The 25,004-nt window shown below is 70.2% G+C and carries 18 protein-coding genes; 7 read left to right on the top strand and 11 right to left on the bottom strand.

Going from position 1 to position 25,004, the window contains the following annotated elements:
* The first annotated feature begins 30 nt into the window (after nt 1–30).
* On the top strand, nt 31–1,266 hold the full coding sequence (locus tag E3O23_RS08415) for a beta-ketoacyl-[acyl-carrier-protein] synthase family protein (RefSeq protein WP_134490041.1): 1,236 nt from the start codon (nt 31–33) through the stop codon (nt 1,264–1,266).
* A 47-nt stretch (nt 1,267–1,313) separates the two neighbouring features.
* On the opposite strand, the gene E3O23_RS08410 is transcribed toward E3O23_RS08415, so the two are convergent.
* Together E3O23_RS08410 and E3O23_RS08405 are read right to left on the bottom strand one after the other, a co-directional pair.
* Nucleotides 1,314–10,007 carry a carboxypeptidase regulatory-like domain-containing protein gene (locus E3O23_RS08410; protein WP_166790458.1) on the bottom strand — a complete coding sequence of 2,898 codons (8,694 nt, stop codon included), beginning with the start codon at nt 10,005–10,007 and terminating at the stop codon, nt 1,314–1,316.
* Nucleotides 10,008–10,332: 325 nt separating this feature from the next.
* Nucleotides 10,333–10,854, bottom strand: coding sequence for a DUF3145 domain-containing protein (locus E3O23_RS08405; protein ID WP_134490037.1), 522 nt, complete (start codon nt 10,852–10,854; stop codon nt 10,333–10,335).
* 229 nt (nt 10,855–11,083) lie between these two features.
* On the opposite strand from E3O23_RS08405, the gene E3O23_RS08400 reads away from it, so the two are divergent.
* On the top strand, nt 11,084–11,674 hold the full coding sequence (locus tag E3O23_RS08400; RefSeq protein WP_166790457.1) for a PadR family transcriptional regulator: 591 nt from the start codon (nt 11,084–11,086) through the stop codon (nt 11,672–11,674).
* Here the strand turns inward: E3O23_RS08400 and E3O23_RS08395 are convergent.
* The 5 genes from E3O23_RS08395 to E3O23_RS08375 are packed head-to-tail and all read right to left on the bottom strand — an operon-like array spanning nt 11,663 to nt 17,762.
* Entirely contained in the window at nt 11,663–12,517 is an 855-nt protein-coding gene (locus E3O23_RS08395) for a DUF1684 domain-containing protein (protein WP_134490026.1), read from the bottom strand. The two genes, E3O23_RS08400 and E3O23_RS08395, sit on opposite strands and share 12 nt — an antisense overlap.
* 24 nt (nt 12,518–12,541) lie before the next feature.
* A complete protein-coding gene (locus E3O23_RS08390) occupies nt 12,542–14,260 on the bottom strand; it encodes a bifunctional 3'-5' exonuclease/DNA polymerase (RefSeq protein ID WP_134490024.1) in 1,719 nt (572 codons plus the stop codon).
* Nucleotides 14,261–14,310: 50 nt separating this feature from the next.
* Nucleotides 14,311–14,955 (bottom strand): phosphoribosyltransferase, encoded by a 645-nt coding sequence (locus E3O23_RS08385; RefSeq protein WP_134490022.1) that lies wholly within the window; start codon nt 14,953–14,955, stop codon nt 14,311–14,313.
* A 16-nt stretch (nt 14,956–14,971) separates the two neighbouring features.
* Nucleotides 14,972–16,936 carry a PKD domain-containing protein gene (locus tag E3O23_RS18120; RefSeq protein WP_166790456.1) on the bottom strand — a complete coding sequence of 655 codons (1,965 nt, stop codon included), beginning with the start codon at nt 16,934–16,936 and terminating at the stop codon, nt 14,972–14,974.
* A gap of 46 nt (nt 16,937–16,982) precedes the next feature.
* The gene (locus E3O23_RS08375) at nt 16,983–17,762 is read right to left on the bottom strand and encodes a phosphatase PAP2 family protein (RefSeq protein ID WP_134490020.1); all 780 of its coding nucleotides are present in this window, start codon (nt 17,760–17,762) and stop codon (nt 16,983–16,985) included.
* Between the two features lie 55 nt (nt 17,763–17,817).
* Here E3O23_RS08375 and E3O23_RS08370 point away from each other — a divergent pair, with 55 nt between their 5' ends.
* The gene (locus E3O23_RS08370) at nt 17,818–18,159 is read left to right on the top strand and encodes an A1S_2505 family phage non-structural protein (protein WP_134490018.1); all 342 of its coding nucleotides are present in this window, start codon (nt 17,818–17,820) and stop codon (nt 18,157–18,159) included.
* A gap of 184 nt (nt 18,160–18,343) precedes the next feature.
* Here E3O23_RS08370 and E3O23_RS08365 read toward each other — a convergent pair whose 3' ends face one another.
* Nucleotides 18,344–19,243, bottom strand: coding sequence for an ACT domain-containing protein (locus tag E3O23_RS08365; RefSeq protein WP_241983390.1), 900 nt, complete (start codon nt 19,241–19,243; stop codon nt 18,344–18,346).
* 69 nt (nt 19,244–19,312) lie between these two features.
* A complete protein-coding gene (locus E3O23_RS08360) occupies nt 19,313–20,311 on the bottom strand; it encodes a zinc-dependent alcohol dehydrogenase family protein (protein ID WP_174776612.1) in 999 nt (332 codons plus the stop codon).
* Between the two features lie 194 nt (nt 20,312–20,505).
* Here E3O23_RS08360 and E3O23_RS08355 point away from each other — a divergent pair, with 194 nt between their 5' ends.
* Complete coding sequence (locus E3O23_RS08355; RefSeq protein WP_134490014.1) at nt 20,506–21,063, top strand: zinc ribbon domain-containing protein; 558 nt, start codon at nt 20,506–20,508, stop codon at nt 21,061–21,063.
* A gap of 17 nt (nt 21,064–21,080) precedes the next feature.
* On the opposite strand, the gene E3O23_RS08350 is transcribed toward E3O23_RS08355, so the two are convergent.
* Nucleotides 21,081–21,797 carry a M50 family metallopeptidase gene (locus tag E3O23_RS08350; protein ID WP_198415167.1) on the bottom strand — a complete coding sequence of 239 codons (717 nt, stop codon included), beginning with the start codon at nt 21,795–21,797 and terminating at the stop codon, nt 21,081–21,083.
* A 146-nt stretch (nt 21,798–21,943) separates the two neighbouring features.
* On the opposite strand from E3O23_RS08350, the gene E3O23_RS08345 reads away from it, so the two are divergent.
* The 3 genes from E3O23_RS08345 to E3O23_RS08335 all read left to right on the top strand — a co-directional run bounded on the left by E3O23_RS08345 (nt 21,944) and on the right by E3O23_RS08335 (nt 23,467).
* Nucleotides 21,944–22,369 carry a PRC-barrel domain-containing protein gene (locus E3O23_RS08345; RefSeq protein WP_134490012.1) on the top strand — a complete coding sequence of 142 codons (426 nt, stop codon included), beginning with the start codon at nt 21,944–21,946 and terminating at the stop codon, nt 22,367–22,369.
* Between the two features lie 154 nt (nt 22,370–22,523).
* Nucleotides 22,524–22,697, top strand: coding sequence for a CsbD family protein (locus E3O23_RS08340; RefSeq protein WP_134490010.1), 174 nt, complete (start codon nt 22,524–22,526; stop codon nt 22,695–22,697).
* 128 nt (nt 22,698–22,825) lie between these two features.
* Complete coding sequence (locus E3O23_RS08335) at nt 22,826–23,467, top strand: thermonuclease family protein (RefSeq protein WP_134490008.1); 642 nt, start codon at nt 22,826–22,828, stop codon at nt 23,465–23,467.
* Nucleotides 23,468–23,590: 123 nt separating this feature from the next.
* On the opposite strand, the gene E3O23_RS08330 is transcribed toward E3O23_RS08335, so the two are convergent.
* Nucleotides 23,591–24,751 carry a DnaJ-like cysteine-rich domain-containing protein gene (locus E3O23_RS08330; RefSeq protein ID WP_134490007.1) on the bottom strand — a complete coding sequence of 387 codons (1,161 nt, stop codon included), beginning with the start codon at nt 24,749–24,751 and terminating at the stop codon, nt 23,591–23,593.
* Nucleotides 24,752–25,004 lie beyond the last annotated feature (253 nt).

Genomic DNA, 25,004 nt, shown 5'->3' with positions numbered 1-25,004 from the left:
GCGTTTCCACGCCTCACGGGGAGTTATTTTATGACCAAAAAGATCGTTATCACCGGCATCGGCGCGACCTCGCCTCTCGGCGGGACCGCCTCCGAAAGCTGGTCCGCACTGCTGGCCGGTGAATCCGGCGCACGCACGCTCGACTACGACTGGGTCGCCGAGACTCAACTTCCGGTGACCTTCGCCGCCCAGGCCCGGGTCTCCCCGAGCGAGATCCTCGCCCGGCACGAAACGAAGCGCCTTGACCCGTCCAGCCAGTTCGCGCTGATCGCCGGGCGTGAGGCCTGGGCCGATGCCGGCTCACCCGAGGTCGATCCCGACCGCCTGGCCGTCGACTGGTCGACCGGCATCGGCGGGGTCTGGACCCTGCTCGATGCCTGGGACACCCTGCGCGAGCGCGGCCCCCGGCGGGTTCTGCCGATGACCGTTCCGATGCTCATGCCCAACGGCCCCGGAGCTGCGATCGGAATGGACCTGCATGCCCGCGCGGGCATCCGGACCGTCGTGTCCGCGTGCGCGTCCAGCACGGAGGCCCTCGCCAACGCCTACGACCGCCTGCAGGCCGGCCTCGCCGACATCATCATCGCCGGCGGCTCCGAGGCGGCGATCCACCCGCTGCCGATCGCGGCCTTCGCCTCCATGCAGGCCCTGTCCAAGCGCAATGACGACCCGGCCGCCGCATCGCGCCCCTACGACATCAACCGGGACGGTTTCGTGCTCGGTGAGGGCGCCGCCGCCCTCGTCGTCGAGACCGAGGAGCACGCCAAGGCCCGCGGCGCGAGGATCTACGCCGAACTCCTTGGCGGCGCCGTGACCAGCGACGCGTACCACATCACCGCGCCGGACCCCGAGGGGTCGGCGGCCGCCCGGGCCATGATCGCCGCGATCCGCAACGCGGGCGCGGACCTGAAGGACGTCTCGCACATCAACGCGCACGCCACCAGCACGCCGGTCGGCGACATCGCCGAGTACAACGCACTGCGGCGCGTCTTCGGGGACCTGCTCGACGGAATCCCCGTCTCGGCCACCAAGGCGTCCACCGGGCACCTGCTCGGCGGCGCCGGCGCCATCGAGGCGCTGTTCACCGTGCTGGCCCTCTCGGACCGCGTCGCTCCCCCGACGATCAACCTGACCGACCAGGACCCGAGCATTCCGCTCGACGTGGTCACCTCGCCGCGCGCCCTGCCGGCCGGCGATCTGCTCGCGATCAGCAACTCGTTCGGATTCGGCGGCCACAACGCGGTCGTCGCGTTCCGAAGCGTGTAGACGTCGCTTTCGGCACGGAGCCCACCGGGCTGCGTGCCGAAGCGGGCCTACTTGGCCGTGACGATGGCGGTGGCCGCCGTCAGCTTTGTGACCGAGACGTAGCCGGTCTTCGTGCTCGTCACGGTACAGGTGATGCGTTTGCCGACATCCGCGGTGACGACCTTGTAGTCCCAGAAGGCGGAGCCGCCGGTCGCCCCGGGGATGGCAACTCCGTTGCGCCGCCAGGTGAAGACCACCGGAACCGGGGATGGCTCCCACTGCCCGGTGTGCACCGACAGGACCTTGCCCACCTTCGCCGTGCCGGTGATCCACGGCGTCGGTGTCGACGTCATGAAGCCGGGCAGGATGGCTGTCGTCGGGGCGCTGATCCGGGTGGTGGTCGCGTAGGTCGTCCTGGTCCCGACGACGACGACCGTCATGTTCCTGTCAAAGTCCGCCCCGGTGAGCAGGTACACCGCCTTGGTGGCGCCCGGGATGTTCACGCCGTCGTGTCGCCACTGGTAGCTGAGCTGCACCGGGGACGGCTGCCAGCTGCCCGGGTTCGGGGTCAGCTGGTTGCCGACGCGCAACGTTCCCGAGATCGTGGGGACCGGCGCCGCCGTGAATGCCTGCGCGGGCACGGGGTCCGTCTGGGCGCTCGTGCGGGCGACGGAGGCGCAGCCGGACTTCGATCCGGTCACGGTGACGGTCAGGCGCGAGCCGATATCGGCCACGCGAACCGTATAGGTGGTTCCGGTCGCGCCCGTCATCGCAGCACCGTCCCGCCGCCATTGGTAGGTCAGGCTGATCGGTGCGGGGGCCCAGGTTCCGGGCTGGGCCGTCAGGATCGAGCCAACGGTGACCGATCCGGAGATGGTCGGAACGGGCGTGGTGGTGGGGCATCCCGAGGGCACGGGGATGGTCGGGGCGCTTGTCCGGGACACCGTGGTGTAGCCGGGCTTCGACCCGGTCACGGTGACCGTGAGGACCGCGCCGATGTTCGCCGCCGTCACTGTGTAGGTCGACCCCGTCGCCCCGGTGATGAGCGCTCCGTTGGCGCGCCACGCGTAGCTCAGGGTGACCGGGGCGGGGCCCCAGGCTCCGGGAAGCGCCGTGAGGACAGAGCCGACCGCGACGGTTCCCGAGACGGTCGGGATCGGCGCGGTCAGGGTGCCCGCCGCGATCGGCCCGGTCCCCGTGCTGGTGCGGCTGGCGGTGACGTAGCCGGTCCTGGTCCCGGTGACGGTGACCGCCACGACGGCGCCGACGTCGGCCACGACCGGCGTGTACGTGGTCGCTGTTGCGCCGGGGATGGCCACGCCGTTGCGCAGCCACTGATAGGCGAGTGCGACCGGTGCTGGACCCCAGGCGCCGGCTGTGGCGGTGAGGGTGCCGCCGAGCACCGCGGTGCCGGAGACGACCGGTGTCGGCGCCGCGAGTGTGCCCGGCCCCACGGGTGACGTGCCGGCGCTCGACCGGGTGATCGTGTTGTAGGCCGGCTTGGTTCCGGTCACCTCGACCGTGATCACGGTGCCGAGCTCGGTGGCGGTGAGAATCAGCGACAGGCCCGTCGCGCCGTCGATCGGCACGCCGTCACGGAGCCACTGGATCTGCAGGCCCACCGCGCCGGGCCCCCAGGGGCTGGAGAGGATGGTCAGCGTCGAGCCGACCGCGCTGCTGCCGGAGATGGAGGGCGTCGGGGCCGTGAGTGTGCCGGCCGCGACGAGGGACGTCGGAAGGCTCGTGCGGGTGACCGAGCCGAAGCCGACCTTCGAGCCCGTCACCGCGACGCTGATCGCCGTCGCCAGGTCCGCTGCGCCGAGGGTGAGGGAGACCCCGTTCGCGCCGGGGATCACCGCTCCGTCGCGCAGCCATTGGTAGGCGAGCTCGACCGGGGCCGGACCCCAGCTGCCGGATGCCGCGGTCAGGGTTTGACCGACGGCGGCAACTCCGGAGATGGTCGGCACGGGCGTCGGGGCGAGGAGCAGGACCGTCACCGGCGCCGACACCCGCGTGACGGTGGAGTAGCCAGGCTTTGTGCCGGTCACCGAGACGGTGATCGCCGTCCCGCCGTCGACCGTGCCGAGCAGCAGCGTCGCGCCGGTCTCTCCCGGGATGGCAATGCCATTGCGCAGCCACTGGAGCCCCAGGGTCACCGGGGCCGGGTCCCATACTCCCGCGTCGACCGTGAGGGTCGAGCCGATGCTGGCGGAGCCTGTCACCGTCGGAACCGGAGCCGTGAGGGTGCCGGCGTCGATCGGCGCCGTCGGCGACCCACTCCGCGTGATCGTGCCGTAGGCGGTCTTCGAACCGGTCACCTCCACCGTGATGACCGCGCCGAGGTCGACCGCTCCGAGCAGGAGTGCGGAACCGGTGGCCCCCGCGATCGGGGCGCCGTCGCGGAACCACTGGATCGCCAGGCTGACGGCGGCAGGGCCCCAGGTCCCCGGGTCCACCGTCAGCGTGGAGCCGACCACCGCATTGCCGGCGACGGAGGGCGCCGGAGCGGTCAGGATGCCGGCCGCGACCGGTCCCGTGGCGGCACTGGCGCGGGTGGCCGAGGTGTAGCCGGCCCTGGCTCCGGTGACCGCAACGCTCATCGAGGCGCCCAGCTCGGCTGCGCCCAGCGCGAAGGTCACGCCCGTCGCACCGGCTACCGCGACGCCGTCGCGAAGCCACTGGTACGAAAGCTCGACGGGCGCCGGTCCCCAGCTGCCCGAGTTGGCGGTCAGCGTCGATCCGACCATCACGCCGCCCGAAATCGTTGGCACCGGAGCCGGGGAAAGAGCGGGAACGGTGATGACAACGGGGACGGATGTGCGGGTCACCGTTGTGTAGCCGGGCTTGCCGCCGGTCACCGAGACGCTGATCGAGGTGCCGCCGTCGGCGAGCCCGAGCAGGAGAGTCGAGCCGGATTGACCGGCGAGCGGGGTCCCGTTGCGCAGCCACTGGATAGCCAGGGTCAGAGGGGTGGGACCCCAGGCGCCGGTGTCGACGGTCAGGGTCGAGCCCACGTCGGCGCTGCCGGAGACGGTGGGTAGCGGGGCGGACAGCGTGCCAACGCCGATCGGTGCCGTGGGCGCGCTGGTCTGGCTGACCGGGGCGTAGCCGGCCCTGGCCCCGGTCACCGTGACGCTCAGCGCGGCGGCCAGATCGGCGACGCCGAGCAGGATCGACGCGCTCGTCTCCCCGGCGACGGCCGCGCCGTCACGCAGCCACTGGTACGTCAGCTCGACGGGTGCCGGGCCCCAGGTGCCGGGGCTTGCGCTCAGCGTGCCGCCGACCGCGGTCAGCCCCGAAATCGTGGGCACGGGAGTGGGGCTGAGCACCGGGATCCCGGCTACCTCGACGGCGGCGGACTGCCGGGTCGCCGTGGTGTAGCCGGGCTTGCTGCCCGTCACCGAAACTGTGATCGATGTGCCGCCGTCGATCACCGCGAGCAGAATCGTGGCGCCCGTCTCACCGGGGATGGCGCCGCCGTTGCGCAGCCACTGGACCGACAGGCCCACGGGGCTCGGGCCCCAGGTTCCGGTGTCGACCGTCAGCGTCGAGCCGACGGTCCCGGTGCCGGAAATCGTGGGCACCGGGGCGATCAGCGTGCCGGCCACGACCGGGGACGTGCCGGTGCCGGCGCGGGTGATCGAGCCGTATGCGGTCTTGGAGCCGCTCACCTCAACGGTGACGATCGCTCCGAGATCGGCCGCGCCGAGGAGAAGCGAGGATGCGTTCGCCCCGGGAATCGCCACCCCGTCCCTGAACCATTGGATGGCCAGGGTAACCGGGGCAGGCCCCCAGGTCCCGGTGGTGACCGTGAGAGTCGAACCCACGACTGCGCTGCCGGTGATCACGGGGGCCTGGCTGGACAGGATGCCCGCCACGACGGCCACGGTCGGCGGACTCGTCCGGCTGACCGAGGCGTAGCCGGCCTTGGCGCCGGTGACCGCAACGGCCAGCACAGCACCGAGATCTGCGGCGCCCAACACGAGCGACACACCGGTCTCGCCGGAGATGGCCAGGCCGTCACGCTGCCATTGGTACGACAGCTCGACCGGGGCCGGACCCCACGTGCCCGAGGCCGCGGTCAGGGTCTCCCCGACCCGGGCAAGACCCGAGACCGTGGGAACAGGTGTCGGCTCCAGCACCGGGATACCCGGCACGTCGACCGCGGTCGATACCCGGGTGAGTGTGGCATATCCGGACCTCGTGCCCGTCACGGACACCGAAATGGACGTGCCTGCGTCGGTGGATCCGAGCAGCAACGTCGTGCCGGTGGCATCCGCGATCGGAACCCCGTCCCGCAGCCACCGGATGGCCAGCGTCACCGGTCCCGGAGTCCACGAGCCCGGGTTAACGGTCAGCGTCGAGCCCACGAGTGCGACACCCGCAATGGTCGGGACCGGTCCCGAGAGCAGGCCCGCCGTGATGGGAACGGTCGGCAGGCTCGTTCGTGTGACGGACTCGTAGCCGACCTTCGACCCGGTCACGGCAACGGTGATCGTCGCCGCCAGGTCGGCGGCGCCGAGCAGCATCGACACTCCGGTTTCACCGGCGACGGCGACGCCGTTCCGGAGCCACTGGTAGGAGATCTCGACGGGCGCCGGGCCCCAGGGCGGCACGCTGGCCGTCAGCGTTTCGCCGACCATCGTGCTCCCAACCACCACCGGGACCGGAGTGGGGCTGAGGACGGGGGCCGTGCCGATCGTCACGGCCGCTGACAGCATGGTCAGGGTCGAGTAGCCGGGCTTGCTGCCCGTCACCGAAGCGGTGATCTCCGCGCCCGCGTCAGCGGCCCCGAGAACCAGCGACGTGCCGGTCTCGCCGGGGATGACTATGCCTTCCCTCTGCCATTCAACCGCCACGTCGACCGGGCTGGGTTCCCAGCCCCCGGTGTCGAGCGTCAGGGTCGAGCCCAGGGCCGTGTCGCCGGAGATGGTCGGCACCGGACCCGTGAGGTCGCACAGGATGTAGGCGGATGTCGCCACGCTGGTGTGCGAGACGGGGACGTAGCCGGGTTTCGAGCCGGTCACCACGACAGCGACGGGTTCGCCGACCGAGGTGCCCGGGACCAGGAAGCTGGTGCCCGTCTCCCCCGGCACGGCGACGCCGCTGACGGTCCACTGGTAGCTCAGCGAGACCGGCGCCGGCGTCCACGCGCCGGGCAGAACGGTGAGCGCCTCGCAGGCGTTCGGGGTGCCAACGATCACCGGCACCGAGCCGACGATGGGATCGATCGGAGTGGCTCCGCCGCCGCCGGCGCAGTCGGCGGCATTGAGATACCGCAGATTGTCGAGCAGGACGACCGAGTCCAGGATGCTGTCCCCGATGTCCTGCAGGGAGAAGACCGCCTTCCAGCTGCCGCCCTCTTCGATCAGCGGTGCGCGCGCCGTGAGCCCGGGCGTCCACCCGTTGATGCCGTTGCCCGCGATCGGCGCGAAACCCACGATGGTATTGATGGAGAGGATCTGTCCGGCGGAGTCGAGCGCCCGGTTGTTGGGGGCCACTATCGTGCTGCCGTCGAGGGTGATGTTCGACGACGGAGTCTCAAAGGTGAAGACGTCGTTATACGCGGACCCGACGTACTGCGGGTACTCATCCGAGCCGAAGGCGAAGTCCACGGCCAGGCAGGCGGCGCCCGGCGGCGGGCTGAGCGTGAGCGTGAGCCGGGTGAGGTCCTGGCCTCCGGCGCCGGAAGGGGCGTCTGCCAGGTCGGTGGACAGGCCGTAGTCGGGTTCATGCGCGGCCGCCGCATCGACGGCGTCGCCGGTCGAGAGTACGACGTAGCTTCCGCCGGCCCGGGGGAAGCTGCCCAGGCTGCCGGTGCCGACGGCCGCGGCCAGCCCGTCGGCCTCGACCCCGAGCAGCATCGTCCCGTCTGCCTCCATGGCCGCGGCCAGCTCGGCCGCTGAGAAGGCCGGGACCGAGACGGGGTCGCTGGCGAGTGTCACCGTTGCGTAGCCGGCTTTCGTCGCGGTGACCTCGAACAGGATCTTCGACCCGCGCGCATCCGCCGGGATGGTAAACGTGCTGCCGGTTGCGCCGGCAAGCGGCAGCCCGTTCTTCTTCCACTGGATGTCCAGGGAATCGGGTGCCGGCAGCCAGGTGCCGACAATCGCGGTCAGGGTCGAACCGACGGCCGGTGTGCCGGAGATCACCGGCACGGGTGTGGCCTGCCAGGCGGCCAAGGTGTCGCCGACGTGGGCGTCAATCGAGGTTTGGTGATCGGCGGCGCCGAGGCCGATCACGTTGGCGGAATCGCTGCTGTCGGCGTTGGAATACCACTCGACGTCGGCGGGACTCGGCCCTCCGGAGAATCGCAGGCGATAGGAACCGGCGGGGAGGTCGGAGAATGCGTAGGCGCCGACGGTGTCGGTCACCGTGGTCGCGATCGGCGTCAGGCCGGGGGGCGAGGCAACGAAGGCCTCGACGGTCGCGCCGGCAACGGGGGCACCGGTGTCAAAGCGGTAGACGTGGCCGCTGATGCCGTTTGCCGAGTCGTAGAGGGTGAATCCCGCGCTGGCGGTGCCGCCCCCGGTCAGGTTGAGGTCGAACGCGTCGGCGAAGTTGAGTGCCAGGTAGTACCAGAGGGCGATCCGCCCCGCCGCGGAGGCCTTCACCCGGTAAACGCCGGGCGTCAGACCGGTGAATGCGTACTGGCCGAGCGCGTCGGTCACCGCCGTGCGCACGGGCGTCGTCCCGTCGCCGTCGGCGGCGTACAGCTCGACCGACGCGCCCGCGAGGGGACCGGTGGTGAGCCCGTCGGACACGACTCCGCTGATCAGCGCCACCCCGGCGGCCGGCTCCAGGTACACGTCGATCCCGGCGTAGTGCGTTCCGTCAACGACGGACAGGTCGGTGGCGCCGGCGAAGGTGAGGTAGCCGCTGTACCACCGCGGCGCGAACAGGCCAGGATCAGCCGAAGCCCGCAACCGGTACGTGCCGAACGGGAGGGCGGTCACGGAATACGAGCCGTCCGCGGCGGTGGCGACGGACCTCACCGGGGACAGGCCGGTGCCGGCCGCGTCGAAGACGTCCACGGTCGCATTCGCGATCCCGGTTCCGCCCGGATCCCGGACGACGCCCTCGATCGAGTCGGTGGCATCGGTGAGGTACACGTCGATGGCGCTCAAGTGGGTCCCATCGACCAGCGCCAGGTCGGTGGCGGTGTCGAAGGTCAGGTACCCGGTGTACCAGCGCGGCATGAACACGGCCGCATCGGCCGAGGCCCGCAGGCGGTACGTTCCAAACGGCAGGCTGGACACCACGTAGGAACCGTCCGCGGCCGACACCACCGAGGACACCGGGGAACTTCCGTCGCCGGTCGCGTCGAAGAACTCGACGGTCGCATTCGCGATCCCGGTTCCGCCCGGATCCCGGACGACGCCCTCGATCGAGTCGGTGGCATCGGTGAGGTACACGTCGATGGCGCTCAAGTGGGTCCCATCGACCAGCGCCAGGTCGGTGGCGGTGTCGAAGGTCAGGTACCCGGTGTACCAGCGCGGCATGAACACGGCCGCATCGGCCGAGGCCCGCAGGCGGTACGTTCCAAACGGCAGGCTGGACACCACGTAGGAACCGTCCGCGGCCGACACCACCGAGGACACCGGGGAACTTCCGTCGCCGGTCGCGTCGAAGAACTCGACGGTCGCATTCGCGATCCCGGTTCCGCCCGGATCCCGGACGACGCCCTCGATCGAGTCGGTGGCATCGGTGAGGTACACGTCGATCGCGGCCAGGTGGGTTCCGTCGACCAGCGCCAGGTCGGTGGCGGTGTCGAAGGTGAGGTAGCCGCTGTACCAGCGCGGCATAAACGCTGCCGCGTCCGCGGATGCCCGCAACCGGTACGTGCCGAACGGGAGGGCGGTCACGGAATACGAGCCGTCCGCGGCGGTGGCGACGGACCTCACCGGGGACAGGCCGGTGCCGGCCGCGTCGAAGACGTCCACGGTCGCATTCGCGATCCCGGTTCCGCCCGGATCCCGGACGACGCCCTCGATCGAGTCGGTGGCATCGGTGAGGTACACGTCGATGGCGCTCAAGTGGGTCCCATCGACCAGCGCCAGGTCGGTGGCGGTGTCGAAGGTCAGATACCCGGTGTACCAGCGCGGCATGAACACGGCCGCATCGGCCGAGGCCCGCACGCGATAGGTCCCAAAGGGCAGGCTCGACACGGAGTATGAGCCGTCCGCGGCCGAGACGACCGAGGTCACCGGGCTGCTTCCATCGCCGGCGGCATCGAAGAACTCCACGGTCGCGTTCGCCACCCCGGTGCCGCCCGGATCACGCACGACGCCCTCGATCGAGTCGGTGGCATCGGTGAGGTACACGTCGATGGCGGTCAGCTGGTTTCCATCGGCCAGCGCCAGGTCGGTGGCGGTCGCGAAGGTCAGGTACCCGGTGTACCAGCGCGGCATGAACACGGCAGGATCAGCCGACGCCCGGAGCCGGTACGTCCCGATCGGCAGGCCCGACACAGCGTAGGAGCCGTCCGCTGCCGTGACGACCGATTGCACCGAGGCGCTGCCGTCGCCGGTCGCGTCGAAGAACTCCACCGTCGCATCCGCGACACCGTCTCCGCCCGGGTCGCGGACCGCCCCGGCAATCGAGGTGTCATCCACGGCGTACGCCGGGGCGGGAGCAAGGAGGCTGCCCACGAGCGCGAGCGCGACGAGGATGACCGAAGCACGCTGGAGCTGCTTCCGGCCCCGGTCGCGGCGGCTGCGGCGGGTGCGCGGTTCGGGCAGGAAGGCATGACGAGCGGACACGGGTACCTCCACGTGCGGGACGACAAGGTCGTCCGGCGAGGGTGCTGACTTGTGCAGCCCACTGGGTGGAGATAGTCGGCCACGCGGCCCCACTGGGACCGCTCGGGTGAGTTTTGCTCATCTTTCTGCCGAGCCCGATCGTTCGTCAAGCCCCGAACGAGGGGAGACTGGTCTGTCCACCCCCGAGGCCAGGAAAGACCCCGGCCGGTTTCCGGCCGGGGTCTTCTTCTTGAGTACGATTCGAAGCGTTTCGTTTACGTGCCGCCGGGAGTGGTCTCCGACTTGCGCGCCTCGCGCCACGATCCCGCGAATCGCAGGTTCTGGGTCAGCCGACCTTGTGCAGCCAGACGACGGAATTGAGATCGCTCGCGTGGCGGAACGGTTCGAGTTCGTCGTCCCACGCCTGGCCGAGCGCGAGCCGGAGCTCGCGGTGGAGTTCCAGCGCGTTCACGCCGGCCAGCTCGATGGCGTAACGCACCCGATCCTCCGGCACGACGATGTTGCCGACGGTGTCGGTCTGGGCGTAGAAGATGCCAAGGTCCGGGGTGTGCAGCCAGCGTCCACCGTCGGTACCGAGGCCGGCATCTTCCGTGACCTCGTAGCGAAGGTGTTCCCATCCGCGCAGGGCCGAGGCGAGGGCAGCCCCCGTACCCCGGTCGCCCTCCCAGTAATACTCGGCGCGCTGGGCGCCCTTGAGCACGGGCTGGTCGGTCCAGTCGAAATTGACCGCCTCGCCCAGGGCGCGTCCTGCCGCCCACTCGACGTGCGGGCAGAGTGCACGAGGAGAGGAGTGCACATAAAGCACTCCCCGTGCAGTTGCTGCCTGCCGTGCCTGTGTTGCCGCCATCGTTCATTCTCCGTTCCTCTGAGGTGCGTCTTCCCCAACGACCTCTGAACGGGCGAACTCGAATGCAGTGAGTACAGCCTGGCTATGAAATTGAACGACATTGCTGTCGCTAGCTGAATTATGCCCCACCGCGCCGGAAAATCACAACACTGTGATTCCGCGAGTTCGTCCGGGGTCGCCCGTTCTGTATATTCGGTATAGCTATATCGGGCAATTTCTCGGAGGAACGGTGTCGGTTCGAAGCAGCCTTCTGGTCATCCTCACGATCGGGCCGGCCTACGGGTTCCAGTTGCACGGCGAGTTGCAGTCGCGGACCGCGGGCCGGCGAACGGTCAACGTCGGGCAGATCTACGGCACCCTGGACCGCCTGGTCACGCAGGGTGCGGTTGAGTCCGCCGGGACCACCGCCGATGGGCTTCCCCTGTACCGGCTGACCGACCTGGGGCGCGCCGAGGCGCTGACCTGGCTCTGCGACACGGGCAGTCCGGTCGGCGAGGAATGGAACGACCTCGTGGACCGGGTGTTGCTCGCGTCCTCGCTGCCGGACGCCGATGTGCTGGGAATCATCGCGGGCTACCGAACTCGCTGGCGCCGGGTGGGTGACGGAGCCGCGCTCACCGGACAGGACAGGCTGGCCGCCTCGGCAGCATCCGCTCTCGCCGTCGCCGCCCTGGCCTGGCTCGACGAGGCGGAGGCGGCGCTGGCCGGTGAGGCCGCGGGGACATTCGGGCGGGAGCTGAGCCACGCTCGCCCCCGGCGAGGACGGCGCCCCGCAGCGGGCGTGCCGGCACAGCCGGAGCCCCAGCGGTCAGTGCAGTAGCTCGCCGCTCTTCGTCAGCACGTTTCGCTCCCCCGCCTCGATGGCGATGGGGAACCGGTTCCGGGCCGGGGGAATCGGGCAGTTGAAGTTGTAGCTGAAGGCGCACGGGGGCAGGTACGCCCGGTTGAAGTCGAGGATGACGGTCCCGTCGTCGCCTGGCGACACTCGCAGGAAGCGACCCATGCTGTAGGTGAGGACGCCGTTGGTCGTGTCGCCGAAGACCAGCAGGAGGGAGGGCCCGTCCGGGAAGGCCGCCAGGCGATACTCCGCCCCGTCCCTGTCGAAGACGATCTCTCGGGGCAGCGTCTTCTGCCGGGTCGCGCCCTCGTCGTTGACGTGGGCGACGCTCACCTCCGCACCGGCCAGCGGCACGAAGGACGCGCGAATCACCCACTCGGGCTCGTAGGGGAAGGCGTCGATGGAGCCGAACGCGCGGATACCGTCGGACTCGGCGTCCCACACGCGCAGGGCGTACCCTCCGGCCGCGTCGGCGATGATGGTGCCGGTGCGGGCCGGGCTGAACCGGATGTGTGACGGCGCGAGCGCGTCCATCCCGGCGACGATGACGCTCCCGTCGACGAGCTCGTCGTCGACGCGGATTCCATCGGCCGCCGCCGCGGTCAGGCGAAGCCCGGAGAGCCCGCTCGGCAGAGGCGACCAGAGACCCGGAACGCCCCAGACCGGCTGGGACACCCCGACGTCGCCGGTGATCCACTGGGTGTTGACGAGGGCCAGGTTGCCCTGGGGCGCCAGGACCGTCCGCCGTCTCGCGTCCCGGAAGGCCTCGAGCCCGGTCGTCCCGGACGCTTCTGCCGGGCACCGGTCCGAAATCAGGTCAGTCATGGATGCGTCCTCCCGCCTCGCACACTACTTCGCCTCCGCGTAGCTGTCGACAGTGGCCGCCGTGAGCAGGAAGTCGACGGGGAAGTCGCCGAAGAGGAGACGACCGGCCGTGGCGGCCGCCCGCGTGATGATCTGCTCCACCTCCCCGGCCAGCGCGACCGGCGTGTGCACGATGACCTCGTCGTGCAGGAAGAAAACCAGGTGCGGCGTCCGGGCGAACGCCGAGGGTCGCCCAGGGGCCTCGGCGCCGCGGAGCGTCCACAGCTCCTTGCGAACCTCGGCCATCCAGCACAGCGCCCACTCGGCGGCGCTCCCCTGCACCACGAAGTTGCGGGTGAACCGGCCCCAGTCGCGGGCCTGGCTGCGCGCCCGGCGTTCGTCGCCGTCCGAGGCCGCCGGGTCGTAGGCCTGGGCCTGCGTGGCCAGCCAGCTCTCGCCCGGCCTGGGTGAGGACCGACCGAGCCGGGTCGTGACGATGTCACCGCGTTCGCCGGCGCGCGCGGCGGTCTCGGTGAGGCCGAGCGCCCGCGGGTAGGCCCGGGCGAGCTTTGGCAGCAGGCGCCCGCTCTCCCCCGTCGTCGCGCCGTACATCGCCCCGAGCATGGCCACCTTGGCCTGGTCGCGGGTTTCCACCACGCCGCTGGCGACAATGCCCGCATAGAGGTCGGTGTCGCGCCCGGCCGCGGCCATGGCCGTGTCGGCGGAGAGCGCGGCGAGGATACGGGGTTCCAGCTGGGCGGCATCGGCCACCACGAGTTTCCATCCCTCGTCGGCGACGACCGCTCCGCGCACCTGTTTGGGCAGCTGCAGCGGCCCCCCGCCGCTGGCGCCCCACCGGCCGGTGGCGGCGCCACCCGGGACATACTCGGGGTGGAAACGGCCGTTGACGATCCAGGTGTCCATCCAGTACCACCCGTTCGCGCTGAGCAGGCGGGCCAGTCTCTTGTATTCGAGCAGCGGCTCAATCACCGGATGGTCGAGCTTCTTCAGTTCCCACGCCCGGGTCGACGTGGCCATCAGGCCCGCTCGCTGCAAGGCCTTCAGCAGCTCCTGCTGCGAGTCCAGGTTGAACGCCTGCTCGTCGAGTTCGCCGCGGATACGCCGGGCCAGCTGTTCGAGCCGCTCGGGCCGGGTGCCGTGCGCCACCCGGGTGCCGAGCTCGGCGGTCAACAGTCGATCGTGGACGTCGGTGCGCCACGGCAGCCCAGCGAACTGCATCTCCGCCGCGATGAGGGCTCCGACCGACTCTGCGGCGAGCAGGAGCCGAAGACGGCCGGGTTCCGGGCAGGAGGCGACCGCCGCGAGCTGGCCGAGGAACTCGGCCATGGTGTCATCGTCGGCCGGTTCGTCGCCGCCCGCCAGGTCACCGGCGTCGAAGGCCAGGTCGAAGAGGGTCGCGCCGACCGGAAGTGCGACGACCGGGGACGCGGGCGCGCGATCCCACGGACCGGGAGCTCGCCGGGCGAGTTCGCTCGTCGCCGTCAGCTCCGACCCGCGCAGGATCGCGTGGCACAACCGCAGGTCGTGGCAGCGGCGCACCCGGACCCCGGCGGCCAGGAGCGCGGGCGACCACCGCGAGGTGTCGTCCCAGACCCAGCGCGGCTGGTCGGCCTCCCTGGTCGAGACGAAGCCGGGAAAGTCGTCCACGGCGATGCGCTCCGCCGGGGCGCCGGGGGCGCCCGCAGCGTCGAGCTCGGTGACCAGGATCTCACCGTTGCCCGTTCGGGTTGCCAGAAGGTACACAATGCCATTCTGCCGTGCCCGACCGACACCCGGCATGGCGCCCGGCCGGTTCAGCCGCCCGACCACGCCTCCTGGAGCAGGCCGATCGTCTCGTCATCGGTCAGCTGGTGGAAGTCGGTGTAGAACGGGCCGATCGCCCAGAACTCGGCGGGGACCTCGAGTACGACGACGAGGTCGGCCAGCTCCCGCAGGTCGGCCACGGTGTCGGCGGGTGCGACCGGCACCGCGAGCACCGTCCTGGCGGCCCCCTGGCGTTTCACCGCGGCCAGCGCGGCCTTGGCCGTGGCCCCGGTCGCGAGCCCGTCGTCGACGATGACGGCGACCCGGCCGGCCGGGCTCACCTGCGGCCGGTCGCCCAGGTAGCGCCGGCGACGCCGTTCGATCTCCTCGAGCTCGGCCTGCCGAGCCCTGGCGAGGCCGGCCGAGTCGCTGCCGGTCGCCGCGTAGACGTCTGCGTTGATGATGGTCTGCGGGTCTTCCCCGTTTACGACCGCGCCCATCGCCACCTCCGGCCAGCCCGGCGCGCCGATCTTGCGCACGAGGATGAGGTCGAGGGGCGCGTGCAGTCGCGCGGCGACCTCCACGGCGACCGGCACTCCTCCGCGCGGCAGCGCGTAGACGACCGGATCCACGAGGTCGAGCGTCGCCAACCGCTCGGCCAGTTGCCGGCCGGCGTCGGTTCGGTCCCGGAACATATCGGTGTCCTCTCGCTTAGGGCACGCGTGCGACCAGGTCGTCGATGACGCCGGTCACCGGCGCATTCGTGGCGGATCCGGACAAGTAGAACCTGATACCCACTCCCCCGGCCGCCTGAAGCGCGACGGTGGCATCCGTCACCGAGCGCTGCCAGGTTGCCGGTTCGACGCTGCCGACCTTCCACACCTTCGCCCTCAGGATGGTGGGGCCGCCGCCGGTCACCTGCACACGAACGTTGAGCCGTTCCCCGGCTGCGAAGCTGAGGCCGGGAAGGGTGATCGCGGACTGCAGGGTCACCTCGCCGCCGCCCGTGGCGTTGACGCGCACCAGCGACAGGCCGACGGCTCCGGAAGAACGCAACGCGATCTTGGCCTCGTAGGCGCCGGCACCGGCGACGCGTCGTCCGCTGACCCAGACATACGTGCCCGTGCCCGTCGCGGCTTTGGTGGCGGACACGACGAGTCCCAGATCGGTCGCCGCGCTGGCCACCTGGCCGAGGTAGCCGCCGGCCGCCGCACCCGGCGCGGCGAGGCGGATGTTTCCGGCGCCGTCGACCGAGTAGAGGGTGGCGCTCCCGGTGGTCGTCCAGGGACCGCCGGCGTCTGCCGTCCCGAGGCCGTTCGCGACCGTTCGCCCGAATGCGTCGGAGGCCTGAATCCCGGGCGAGGGCGGCGCGGTCACGTCGATGACCCGGGTCGCTTCCCCCGTGGCGCCGGCGTCGTCGGTGACCGTCAGCCTGACCGGATAGCTGCCCGCTGCGAGGTAGCCGTGTGACGGTGTGGGGCCGGTCCCGGTGCCGCCGTCGCCGAAGCTCCACGAGTAGCCGGCTATCGTTCCGTCCGGGTCGGCGGAGGCCGTTCCGTCGAGGCTGCAGGCGAGGCCGGCGCACGCGGCGCTGAAGGAGGCCACAGGCGCCTGGTTCGCGGGGGATGCGCCCGCCGCGATCGTGAAGGAATCGGTGAAGGTCCCGCCGGCTATCGGAACGAATCCCGCCGTCAGCGTGTCCGCCGTCACCCGCACTTCGAGATTGCCGTGGCTGGGGTTCTGGTTCAGCCCCGATGACGCCGCGAAGTAGCCGACCTCGGAGTCGCTCGCGTCGACGTCGCGCAGGGCCACACCGCCCGTCCCGACGATGGCCATGACCGTGCCGGCACCCTTCGCGAGGGCGTTGTCGGTGTCGGCGACGCAACCCGGGGCGTACGTCCCCGGCGTGATCGCCGGGCAGGACGCGCCCAACGCGAGCTGCTTCGATCGCGCGTACAGGTGTTCGTGGCCGCTCACCACCAGGTCGACGCGCTTGGCGAGCAGAAGATTGAGCAGGTCTGCTCCTGGTTCGCAGGTGTAGATGCCGACCGACAGGCACGGCTTGTGCACTCCTGCCACCACCCAGGGGATGCCTGCGCTCCGGGCGCCATCGATGGCGCTCGCGGTCCACTGGTAGCGCGCGCTCCCGGGGGCGTACGACCACAGGCCGTTCGGGTAGGTCAACGCCGGCGAGATCATGATGAACCGCACGAGCGGGTTCACCTGGGGCACGTCCACGTAGTACTGGCGCCCGTAGGTTCCGACCAGCCCGGGGAGCTGGTTGGGCAGACAGGCCGAGAAGTCGTTGACATTGCCATTGAGCCCGTTGCTCTCGTGGTTGCCGGAGACGAGCTCGAACGGAAAGCCGGCCCCGACCCTGGCGGTCACGAAATCGCACCAGGCCTGCTCGGACCCTGTCGTGTCGTAGGACAGGTCGCCGAGGGCGAGGTGCAGGTCGGGCTGGATGCTCGCGACCTGGTCGAGCACGGCCCCGGACTGGGTGCGGGCGGCGATGTCGCCGGAGGCCGTGAAGTGCACGGAGGTCGCGCCGTCGGCCGCGAGGAGCCGCTGCGTCTCCGGCTGGGGCGTGGATCCCGCGAATGCCGCCAGCACGAGGCTCGCCCCCGCGATTCCCGCGGCCAGGGATGTCGCGACTCGTGACGCCTTTCCTCGCATCGGCCGCTCCTCGGGTGTCAGGCCAACCGGCCTCCTGCTGAGGAGGCTAGACCCTGTTCGTCCCCGGGGACAATGCTTCTTCGGTGGGTGCCTCCGGCGGGTGCCGCAGCGGTCGCCAGGTGTCCAGCGCGATCGCCAGCCCGAGGACGCAGAGCGACAGGGACACGGAGGCGGCGATATCCGTCAGCCAGTGGTAGCCGAGGTAGAGGCGGGTGAGGGCGACCAGTCCCACTCCCACGATGGCGACCACCGCGCACAGCACGGCGGCTCCCCAGCTCCGCCCCCGGGAGACCACGAGATAGCCGCCGACGATCAGGAAGTCAGCCACGCCGAGGACGTGCCCGGACGGAAAGGAGAAGGAGGGGTCGACTCCGATGAGCATGAACTCTTCCGGTGGTCGCGACCGGCCGACCAGGCGCGCAATCAGCAGGGCGAGGGACATGCCGGTGAGCATGGCCAGTGCAAGGACGAGCACCCGCCACGCGTGCCCGGAACGCCAGACCCACAGGGCGATGAACACCGCGACGACAATGGGCATGCCGATCGGGCCGGACACCTCGGCGATGATGACCATGACGGTCGTCCAGCCCTCGGAACGGTGCTCCACCATCCACGCCCGCACCGGCTCGTCGAGGAGGGTGAGGCCCTGCTGGTTCAGGACCCCGTTCAACACCAGGAAGAAAGCGGTCGCACCGAGCACGACGAGCATGGCCGCCGCGATGAACCAGCCGGTGCGCGCCGGCTGCACCGGCGGGGACTCCTCCGACAGATAGTTCTGCACCCAGCGGGGGCGTCGGCTGGTTTCGGTCGAGGAGCTCTGGCTCATGCTCTCAGGCTAGACGACGGCGGTACTCTCGTTGCAGAAGCACGGGAGGCAACCGATGATTTCCGAACTGCAGCCGAACGAGATCTTCGTGTTCGGTTCGAACGCGGGGGGCCTCCACCTCGGGGGCGCTGCCCGTTTCGCGTTCGAGAACTTCGGTGCCGTCTGGGGCGAGGGTCACGGGCTGCACGGCCGGACCTATGCGATCGACACGATGAGCGGTTTCGCCGTGCTGCGAGAGAACGTGCGTGACTTCGTGGGATTCGCGGCGGAGCATCCCGAGCTGCGCTTCCTCGTGACCGAAGTGGGGTGCGGGATTGCCGGGTACACGCCGGCACAGGTCGCGCCGCTGTTCGCCGGCAGCGGGAGGAACGTCGTTCTACCGGCGAGTTTCCGGTAGAACGACGTTCCAATGGGAACGCGGGCACCCGGAGCGCTTAGTCGGCCCCCTCACCTACCGGGGGCTGAAGACCGGAAGGATTGAGGGTTCGTGCCCGAAGACCGGACGAAACAGCCAATATCCACCCACAGGTTCCGGTATTCACGAACCCCGGCCCACTCAAGGCGCCCTGTTCAGCAGTCTCCTAGGCGCCGGTCGGTGGGGCGGGCCGAACCCCGGCCGGGCCGGAGCGCGAGAGCTGCGTGAGTTCGACGACCTCGGCGAGTTCGGCGAGGCGGTGCGCGCGGCCCGATTCCGCCGGGGTGAACGGCTCGCCCGGGCGGGAGAAGATGAGGGGTGCGTGCCAGGTTGTCGGGACCTTGAGGAGGGTTGGCCCCAGCTTCGTGACCCGTGGATCCGGCGCGCCGGACAGGTCGACCACGAGCTCGGCCGCCAGGAGCTCGGCGATTGCGGGCCCGAGGTCACCCGGATTCTCGGCGACCCGGGCGGCCAGGGTCAGCGCCCGGGTCTGTCCGTCGGTCAGCGCCACGGCGGTCGTCGGCCATAGCCGGGTCGAGCGTCCGCCGCCGGCCTCCACGGCGACGAACAGGTCGTCTTCCGTGAGGTCGCCGGGCGCGCTGAGCACCAGCTCGTCCAGCACGCCGGCGCTGACGGGGTGCACGTGGATGCTGAGGATGTTCGCCTCGAGCCGGGCGAGGCCGTGGGTGAGGCGCTCGAGGGCGCCCGGCGCGTCGGCGAGCACCGTGCGCACACGCCATAGCGCGGGCGAGGTGTCGAGCTTCCGCCGCCGGCGCAGGGCGGGCGCGTGCAACCAGCTCCACAGGAGCCGCCTGGCGGAGGGCTCCGCGACCCAGATCACGAGGGCCGTCGCGGTGCCGGCCAGCACGAGCACCTTGGCCAGGTACGGCAGCTCGGCCTGCACAATGACCGCGTGCACGAGGAGTTCGATGGGAAGGATGGTGACCACGTTGACGACGGTCAGGCGTCCCTTGGAGGCCTCGGGCAACTGGCCGCAGCTGTCGCAGGTCAGTTCCGCCGTGCTCGGTTTTCCAGTGCCCGGTTTTCGTGCGTTCCCCCGCGTCATGGCTCCATTCTGGGCAACTCCGGTTACGGGAGCGTTGCGGCGGTGTCACGGACGTGCGAATTCGGGGACTCAGCGGGGCAGGGCCAGGTCGATGACCACCGATCCGGATGCGGTTCCGGCCCGGAGATCGTCGAGGGCGCGATCCACCTGGCCGAAGGAGTAGGGCCTCACCGTGGGTACGATCCGGAGATTGTGCGCGATCCGCAGGAAGTCCTGCCCGTCTGCCCGGGTGTTCGAGGTCACGCTGCGCAGGTCGCGCTCGTAGAACAGGGTGGAGTCGTAGTCCAGTGCGGGGATCCGAGAGACGTGGATCCCGGCGAGGACGACCGTGCCGCCGCGCGTCGTGGCCCGCAGCGCGAGCGGCACCAGGGTGCCGGCCGGGGCGAAGATGATGGCGGAATCCAGCGGGGCCGGGGGCACGGCATCCGCTTCGCCAACGAAGGACGCGCCGAGCGCGCGGGCGAGAGCCTGGTTTCGTTCCCCCCGCGTCATCGCGAACACCTCCGCGCCGGCGGCGAGGGCCAGTTGCGCGGTGATGTGGGCGCTCGATCCGAATCCGTAGATCCCCAGCCGACCTCCGGGCGGCAGGGCTGCCCTGGACAGGGCGCGGTAGCCGATGATCCCGGCGCAGAGCAGCGGCGCAGTTTCGACCGGATCGCTGCCCTCGGCCAGCCGGTAGGCGAAGCTTTCCGGCACGGTCGCGTACTCCGCGAAGCCGCCGTCCGCGTCCCATCCCGTGTACTGGGACTCGGGACAGAGGTTCTCCCGTCCCGCGCGACACCACCGGCACACCCCGCAGGTGCGCCGGAGCCAGGCGATGCCGACCAGGTCGCCGACCGCCAGCTGCCGGACGTCGCTGCCGAGGCGCTCGACGATACCGACGACCTGGTGGCCGGGCGTCACCCCCGCGAGGTGGGGCGCCAGCTCGCCGTCCACCACGTGCAGATCCGTGCGGCAGACCCCGCAGGCCAGCACCCTGACGAGGACCTCGTCGGCAGCCGCCTGTGGCACCGGCTTCCGCACGAGCTCGACACGCCGACGATCGAGGTCTGTCGTCCACGCCTTCATGCTGTCCACCGGTGGCCTCCCGCCTTTCGCCCCCAGTATCGCCAGCTCCGGTGTTCCGGTCTACGCCGTGTCCCCCATCCGACCGACTGCGGTCGCCGGGCGTTGACTGCTACCGTGACGCCAGCGACACACCCGGTCGACGATCTCACAGGCACCGTGGCCTGCGAGACGTGGCCGAACAAGGGGGTCAGTTCATGAGAATCACGTGCCCTCACTGCCAATCGGATGCCTCCCTGGTGCCGAACCGCGCGCGGTTCGAGGGGGTGCTGCTCCCCCGCTATGTTGTGGCATGTCCGGGGTGCGATCGGACCACGGCGCACCAGGACAGGCAGGAGCTGCTGGTCGCCGCACTGGTCGGGAACCGCCACGGCAGCGGCAGCCATGAACTGACGGTCGCCGCCGAGGGCGTGGGTCATGTCAGTTTCCACACCGACCCCACCGGGGAGACGACGCCGGCCGTGGAGCACTCGGAACTCCTCGAATACGTCACGAGCAGCATCACCGCCGAGGACACCTTCAGCCTCGTGCTCCGAACGGTCGAGACGGGGTCGAATTGCCCCTCACCGCAGGGCGGCATCCCGTACACGGCCGTGCGCGGCTGGCTGGTCGACAACGGCGAGATTCTCGCCCTCACCGGCCAGGAGGTGTGGGAAGCGTCCTGCCGGGAGTCCGACTCCGACACACCGCTGGACCCCGAGGCTGACGTGCACTACGTCGACGCCGACGCGATTCCCCGCCCGTACCGCTGGTAGCGCGCGGCACCGGCCGGTCAGGCCAGCCCGAGGAAGCCCGCACCCAGCCAGGCGCAGGCGGCACCGATGATGAGGAACGCCGCCACCCAGACGACGCCCGGCAGGTGGGTGAGGCGTGCCAGCTGGTCGGCGTCCGACGTGCCGTCATGGCGGGAACGCGACCGGGTCCGATGCAGTTCAAGTACCGCCCGCACGGCCCCGAGGAGCAGCACCGCGGTCACGAGCAGCGCGAAGACGCTCTGCACTCCGGCGGAGCCGAACCAGGAGACGCCCAGGACCGCAGCGGCGCTCACGGCGACCGACCACAGGCCGAACAAGTTGCGAATCTGCACGAGCATGAGGGCCAGCGCCGCGAGCATGAGCCACAGAAGGGCGACGCTGTAGCCGAAGCTGAGCAGCCGTGCGGCACCGAGCCCGAGCAGTGACGGGGCGACATACCCGGCCAGGAGGGTGAAGACCATCCCGGGCCCGCGGGGTCGGCCGCGGCTGACGGTCAGTCCGGAGGTATCCGAGTGCAGGCGGATGCCGCCCAGCCGACGGCCGCTGAGCGTCGCGGCGACGGCGTGACCGCCCTCGTGCACCAGCGTGATGACGTGCCGGCTGTGCCGCCAGAGCGCGGGAACGAGCACGAGGACCGCTGCGGCAGCGACGGTCAACCAGGCGGTGAACAGCGGGAGCGGCGCGGTTCGGCTCGCAACGGTCTCCCAGAACCCGAACAGCACATCCATGGTCATCAGCCTAGGGATGGATTGTCTCCCGGCGGACCGTGGAGGCCAGGCCGACATCTGGCTAGACTCCCACTTTGTTTCAGTCTTTTCGCCCCGGCATTCGAGCGGGACGCGCGCACGAGCCGAGGCAATGAGAGCGAAAGCAGGACGCCATGAACATCACCGCGGAGAACATCAACGCCCTCATGGGCGCCATTGTGCTCGACCCCGAAGGCGAGAAGATCGGACACGTCGGCCAGGTCTTTCTCGACCAGATCACCGGGCTCCCGAGCTGGGTCAGCGTTCGCACGGGACTCTTCGGACTGTCCGAATCGTTCGCGCCCCTCGATGAAGCCGACTGGGACGGCGAGGAACTGCATGTGCCCTACGCGAAGTCCCTGGTCAAGGACGCCCCGCGGGTCGATGTCGACAACGACGAGCCCCTCAGCGCCACCGAGGAGCACGAGCTCTACGACCACTACGGGTTGCGCGCGGGGACGGGTGACGTGGAAACCGGGGAGCCGAGGTTCCGCAAGCACATCGGCTCGGATGCGGTGTTCGGGGACGAGGGGGCCGGGCCGAGGGACGCTGGTTCCTGATTACCGCAGCGCTCGTTCAGGACCAGGTCGTTCGGGGACCGGACCGTGCGCGAAAGCGGATCGTGGCCGGAATTGCCCTACCCCCTTTCGCGCGGAGCGATCCGGCATTATCTTGGCCGTCTACTATCCGACAAGCGAAGAGAAGGAGGCCGACATGAGCGGCGCAGACAAGATGGAGAACGCGGCAGACAAGGCCGTGGGCAAGGCGAAGGAGGCCGCGGGCGAGGCCACCGGCAACGAATCGCTCGAGGCAGAGGGCAAGGCCGACCAGACCAAGGCCAACCTGAAGCAGGCCGGCGAGAACATCAAGGACGCCTTCAAGAAGTAGTCGTCCTGGCCGAACGGCATTGCGCCGACGTTGCGGTCCTGGACGTGCCGCGAACCAATGGCCACGTCCAGGCCGCCGGGCGCTCCCCTGCGCCGGCACGAGGGCGCACTCTGCCCTAGTCTCAGGGAATGGGTGGGATACAGGGTGGTTCGGGCTTGCTGGTCGGGGTGCTGGCCCTCGGAGCGCTCGGTTTCGTCGCCGCCCAGCAGCTCGGGCCGCTGACCCCGGCTCTCGAGGGCATCCTGAGCACTCCGCTCGGCCAACCGAACGGCGCCGCAGAGCCGGGGACTGGCGCGGCCGGCGGAGCTCCCACCACGGCAGGCGGAGGCGTTCCCTCCCGTCCGGGCGATGCCGTGCCGATGACCGTTGAACACGTGCACGATGGCGACACGCTGTTCCTGCGCACGACTCAGCCCAACGCCTTCGTCGCCACAACGGACACCGTCAAGGTGCGGCTGGTCGGGATCGATACGCCCGAAGTGGGCGACCTTGCCGAATGCTTCGGCAATGAGGCCACCGCACAGTTGCGGACGCTCTTGCCCGACGGCAGTGTGACCTGGATCACCGCCGACAGCGACCCCCTCGACCAATACGGACGCAGCCTGTTCTACCTGTGGACCGAGGACGGGCGATTCGTGAACTACGAACTCGTTGCCTCCGGCGCCGCGGAATCGCTCAGGATCGAGCCGAACGACGCCTACTACCCGCTGCTGCTGGCAGCCGAGGACAGTGCTGCGGCCTCCGGCGCCGGCATGTGGGGCGCCTGTTGATGTGCCGTTAGCCCCGTAGCCCTCGGGTAGAACTGGACGACCTCGTCGGTCCGGCACGCGGCTGGAACGGCGAGGGGTAGCGCAACCCGAACCGTCATCATCGGCCCCCTTGTCGATTTTTCGTCAGCTTGGCGGGAGGGGACCAACTGCGAAAGGCACAAGACCCGCCTTGCCGATGCCGGAATCGCCGACGATCCCCCGATCGTCTCCGGTGCCCCAGGCGATACGCCAGGTCAGCCCGAGGTCTACTCGCTGACGGGCGTGCCTGCACTGGAATACGGATGACTCATCGTCGCCGAGGTCCACCGTCACGGCCCCCTCTCCCACGCAGTCCAGGGCGACTTCGAGACCAGCGCCGCTCGCGTCGAGGGTGCCCTGGAAGTCGCCGTTTGCCTCCGGCTCGCTGGTCCACGTCCCCAGGGGGGTGCCGGTCGTCGTCGGAGGGTCAATCGGCTGCCGGTCGGCCGGAGAGAGGCTCATCGAGAAGTCGCCGCGAGGGCTCAGTTCCGCCGTCAGCTCGTTGTTGCCGAGAATGCCGTCGTAGGTGACCGGCGAGCGCACCGTCACCGCCGTCCCGACGACCAGTCCTCGCTGGGCGACGTCGTCCGCCGTCTTGCAGCTGAACGCGGTGACCACGTCCTCGGGATGCACGATCAGGCAGTACAGCCCGGTGCCCGTTTCGCGGCCGAGGTATACACCGAATCCCTGCCCGGCCAGTGAGGTGCCCGAAACGTTCCGGAGGGAGCCTGCCGCGAACTGGTCGCCGAGGTCGGGCACGGCAACGTCGGGGAAGCGGGACGGAATATCGAAGATGAGCAGGGGCGCGGCGCCGGCGTTGGCCACCGGGGCGCCTGGCACGTCGATCGGAGCCAGGACCGAGGTCCCGATCAGGACCGTGACGATGCCGGCCGCGAAGGCGGCCGCGGCGACCAACGGCAGGACGAAACGACGACGAGGCGGGCCGGTGAGTCCGTGCGGCGTCGTCGGGATGTCCAAAGAATCCGTGCTGGCGGCATCCGGAGCAGGAGCACCGGCGAAGCGGTCGTGGCCGTCGAGCCCGGCCTCCCGCAGCCGCGTGGCCCGCAGCGCGCGCAGCCGGAGCTCGGATGGGGTCGCCCGCACTGTTTCACCGGTGTCCGGGTCGATGAAGTCGACGACGGATTCCGCGCTGCCGGCCCTGGAATACACCGCCGCCTCGAGCTGGGCGAGTTCCACTGCGGGATCAGGTCGTCCGGCATCCGTGTGCGCCTCGGCCCACACCGCCGCAGCCTCGTCCTTGTCCACGCGCCCCCGTTACCTTCTTCGTATCCCTTGATCGTGTAATTGTGTGAGGGTGTTGGCCTGTCAGGCCCGGCATGATTGTTGCCCCCAGTCGTTGATGATCCGGGGGGTGTTGTCACCGGGTCTGATTGGCATCAGGTGATCGCTGATAGGGGCTGGGCCGGACTCGTTTCCAGGCCGTTCGTAACGTGGATGCCGAGACTTGATGCCGTGGTTCCTGGCCAGCGATGACAGGAGACGGGAGCATTCATGATCG

This window comes from Cryobacterium tagatosivorans (assembly GCF_004402215.1).
GTDB lineage: Bacteria > Actinomycetota > Actinomycetes > Actinomycetales > Microbacteriaceae > Cryobacterium > Cryobacterium tagatosivorans.
Note: the sequence above shows the minus strand (reverse complement) of the source record. Positions and strands in the feature narration are given on the sequence as shown.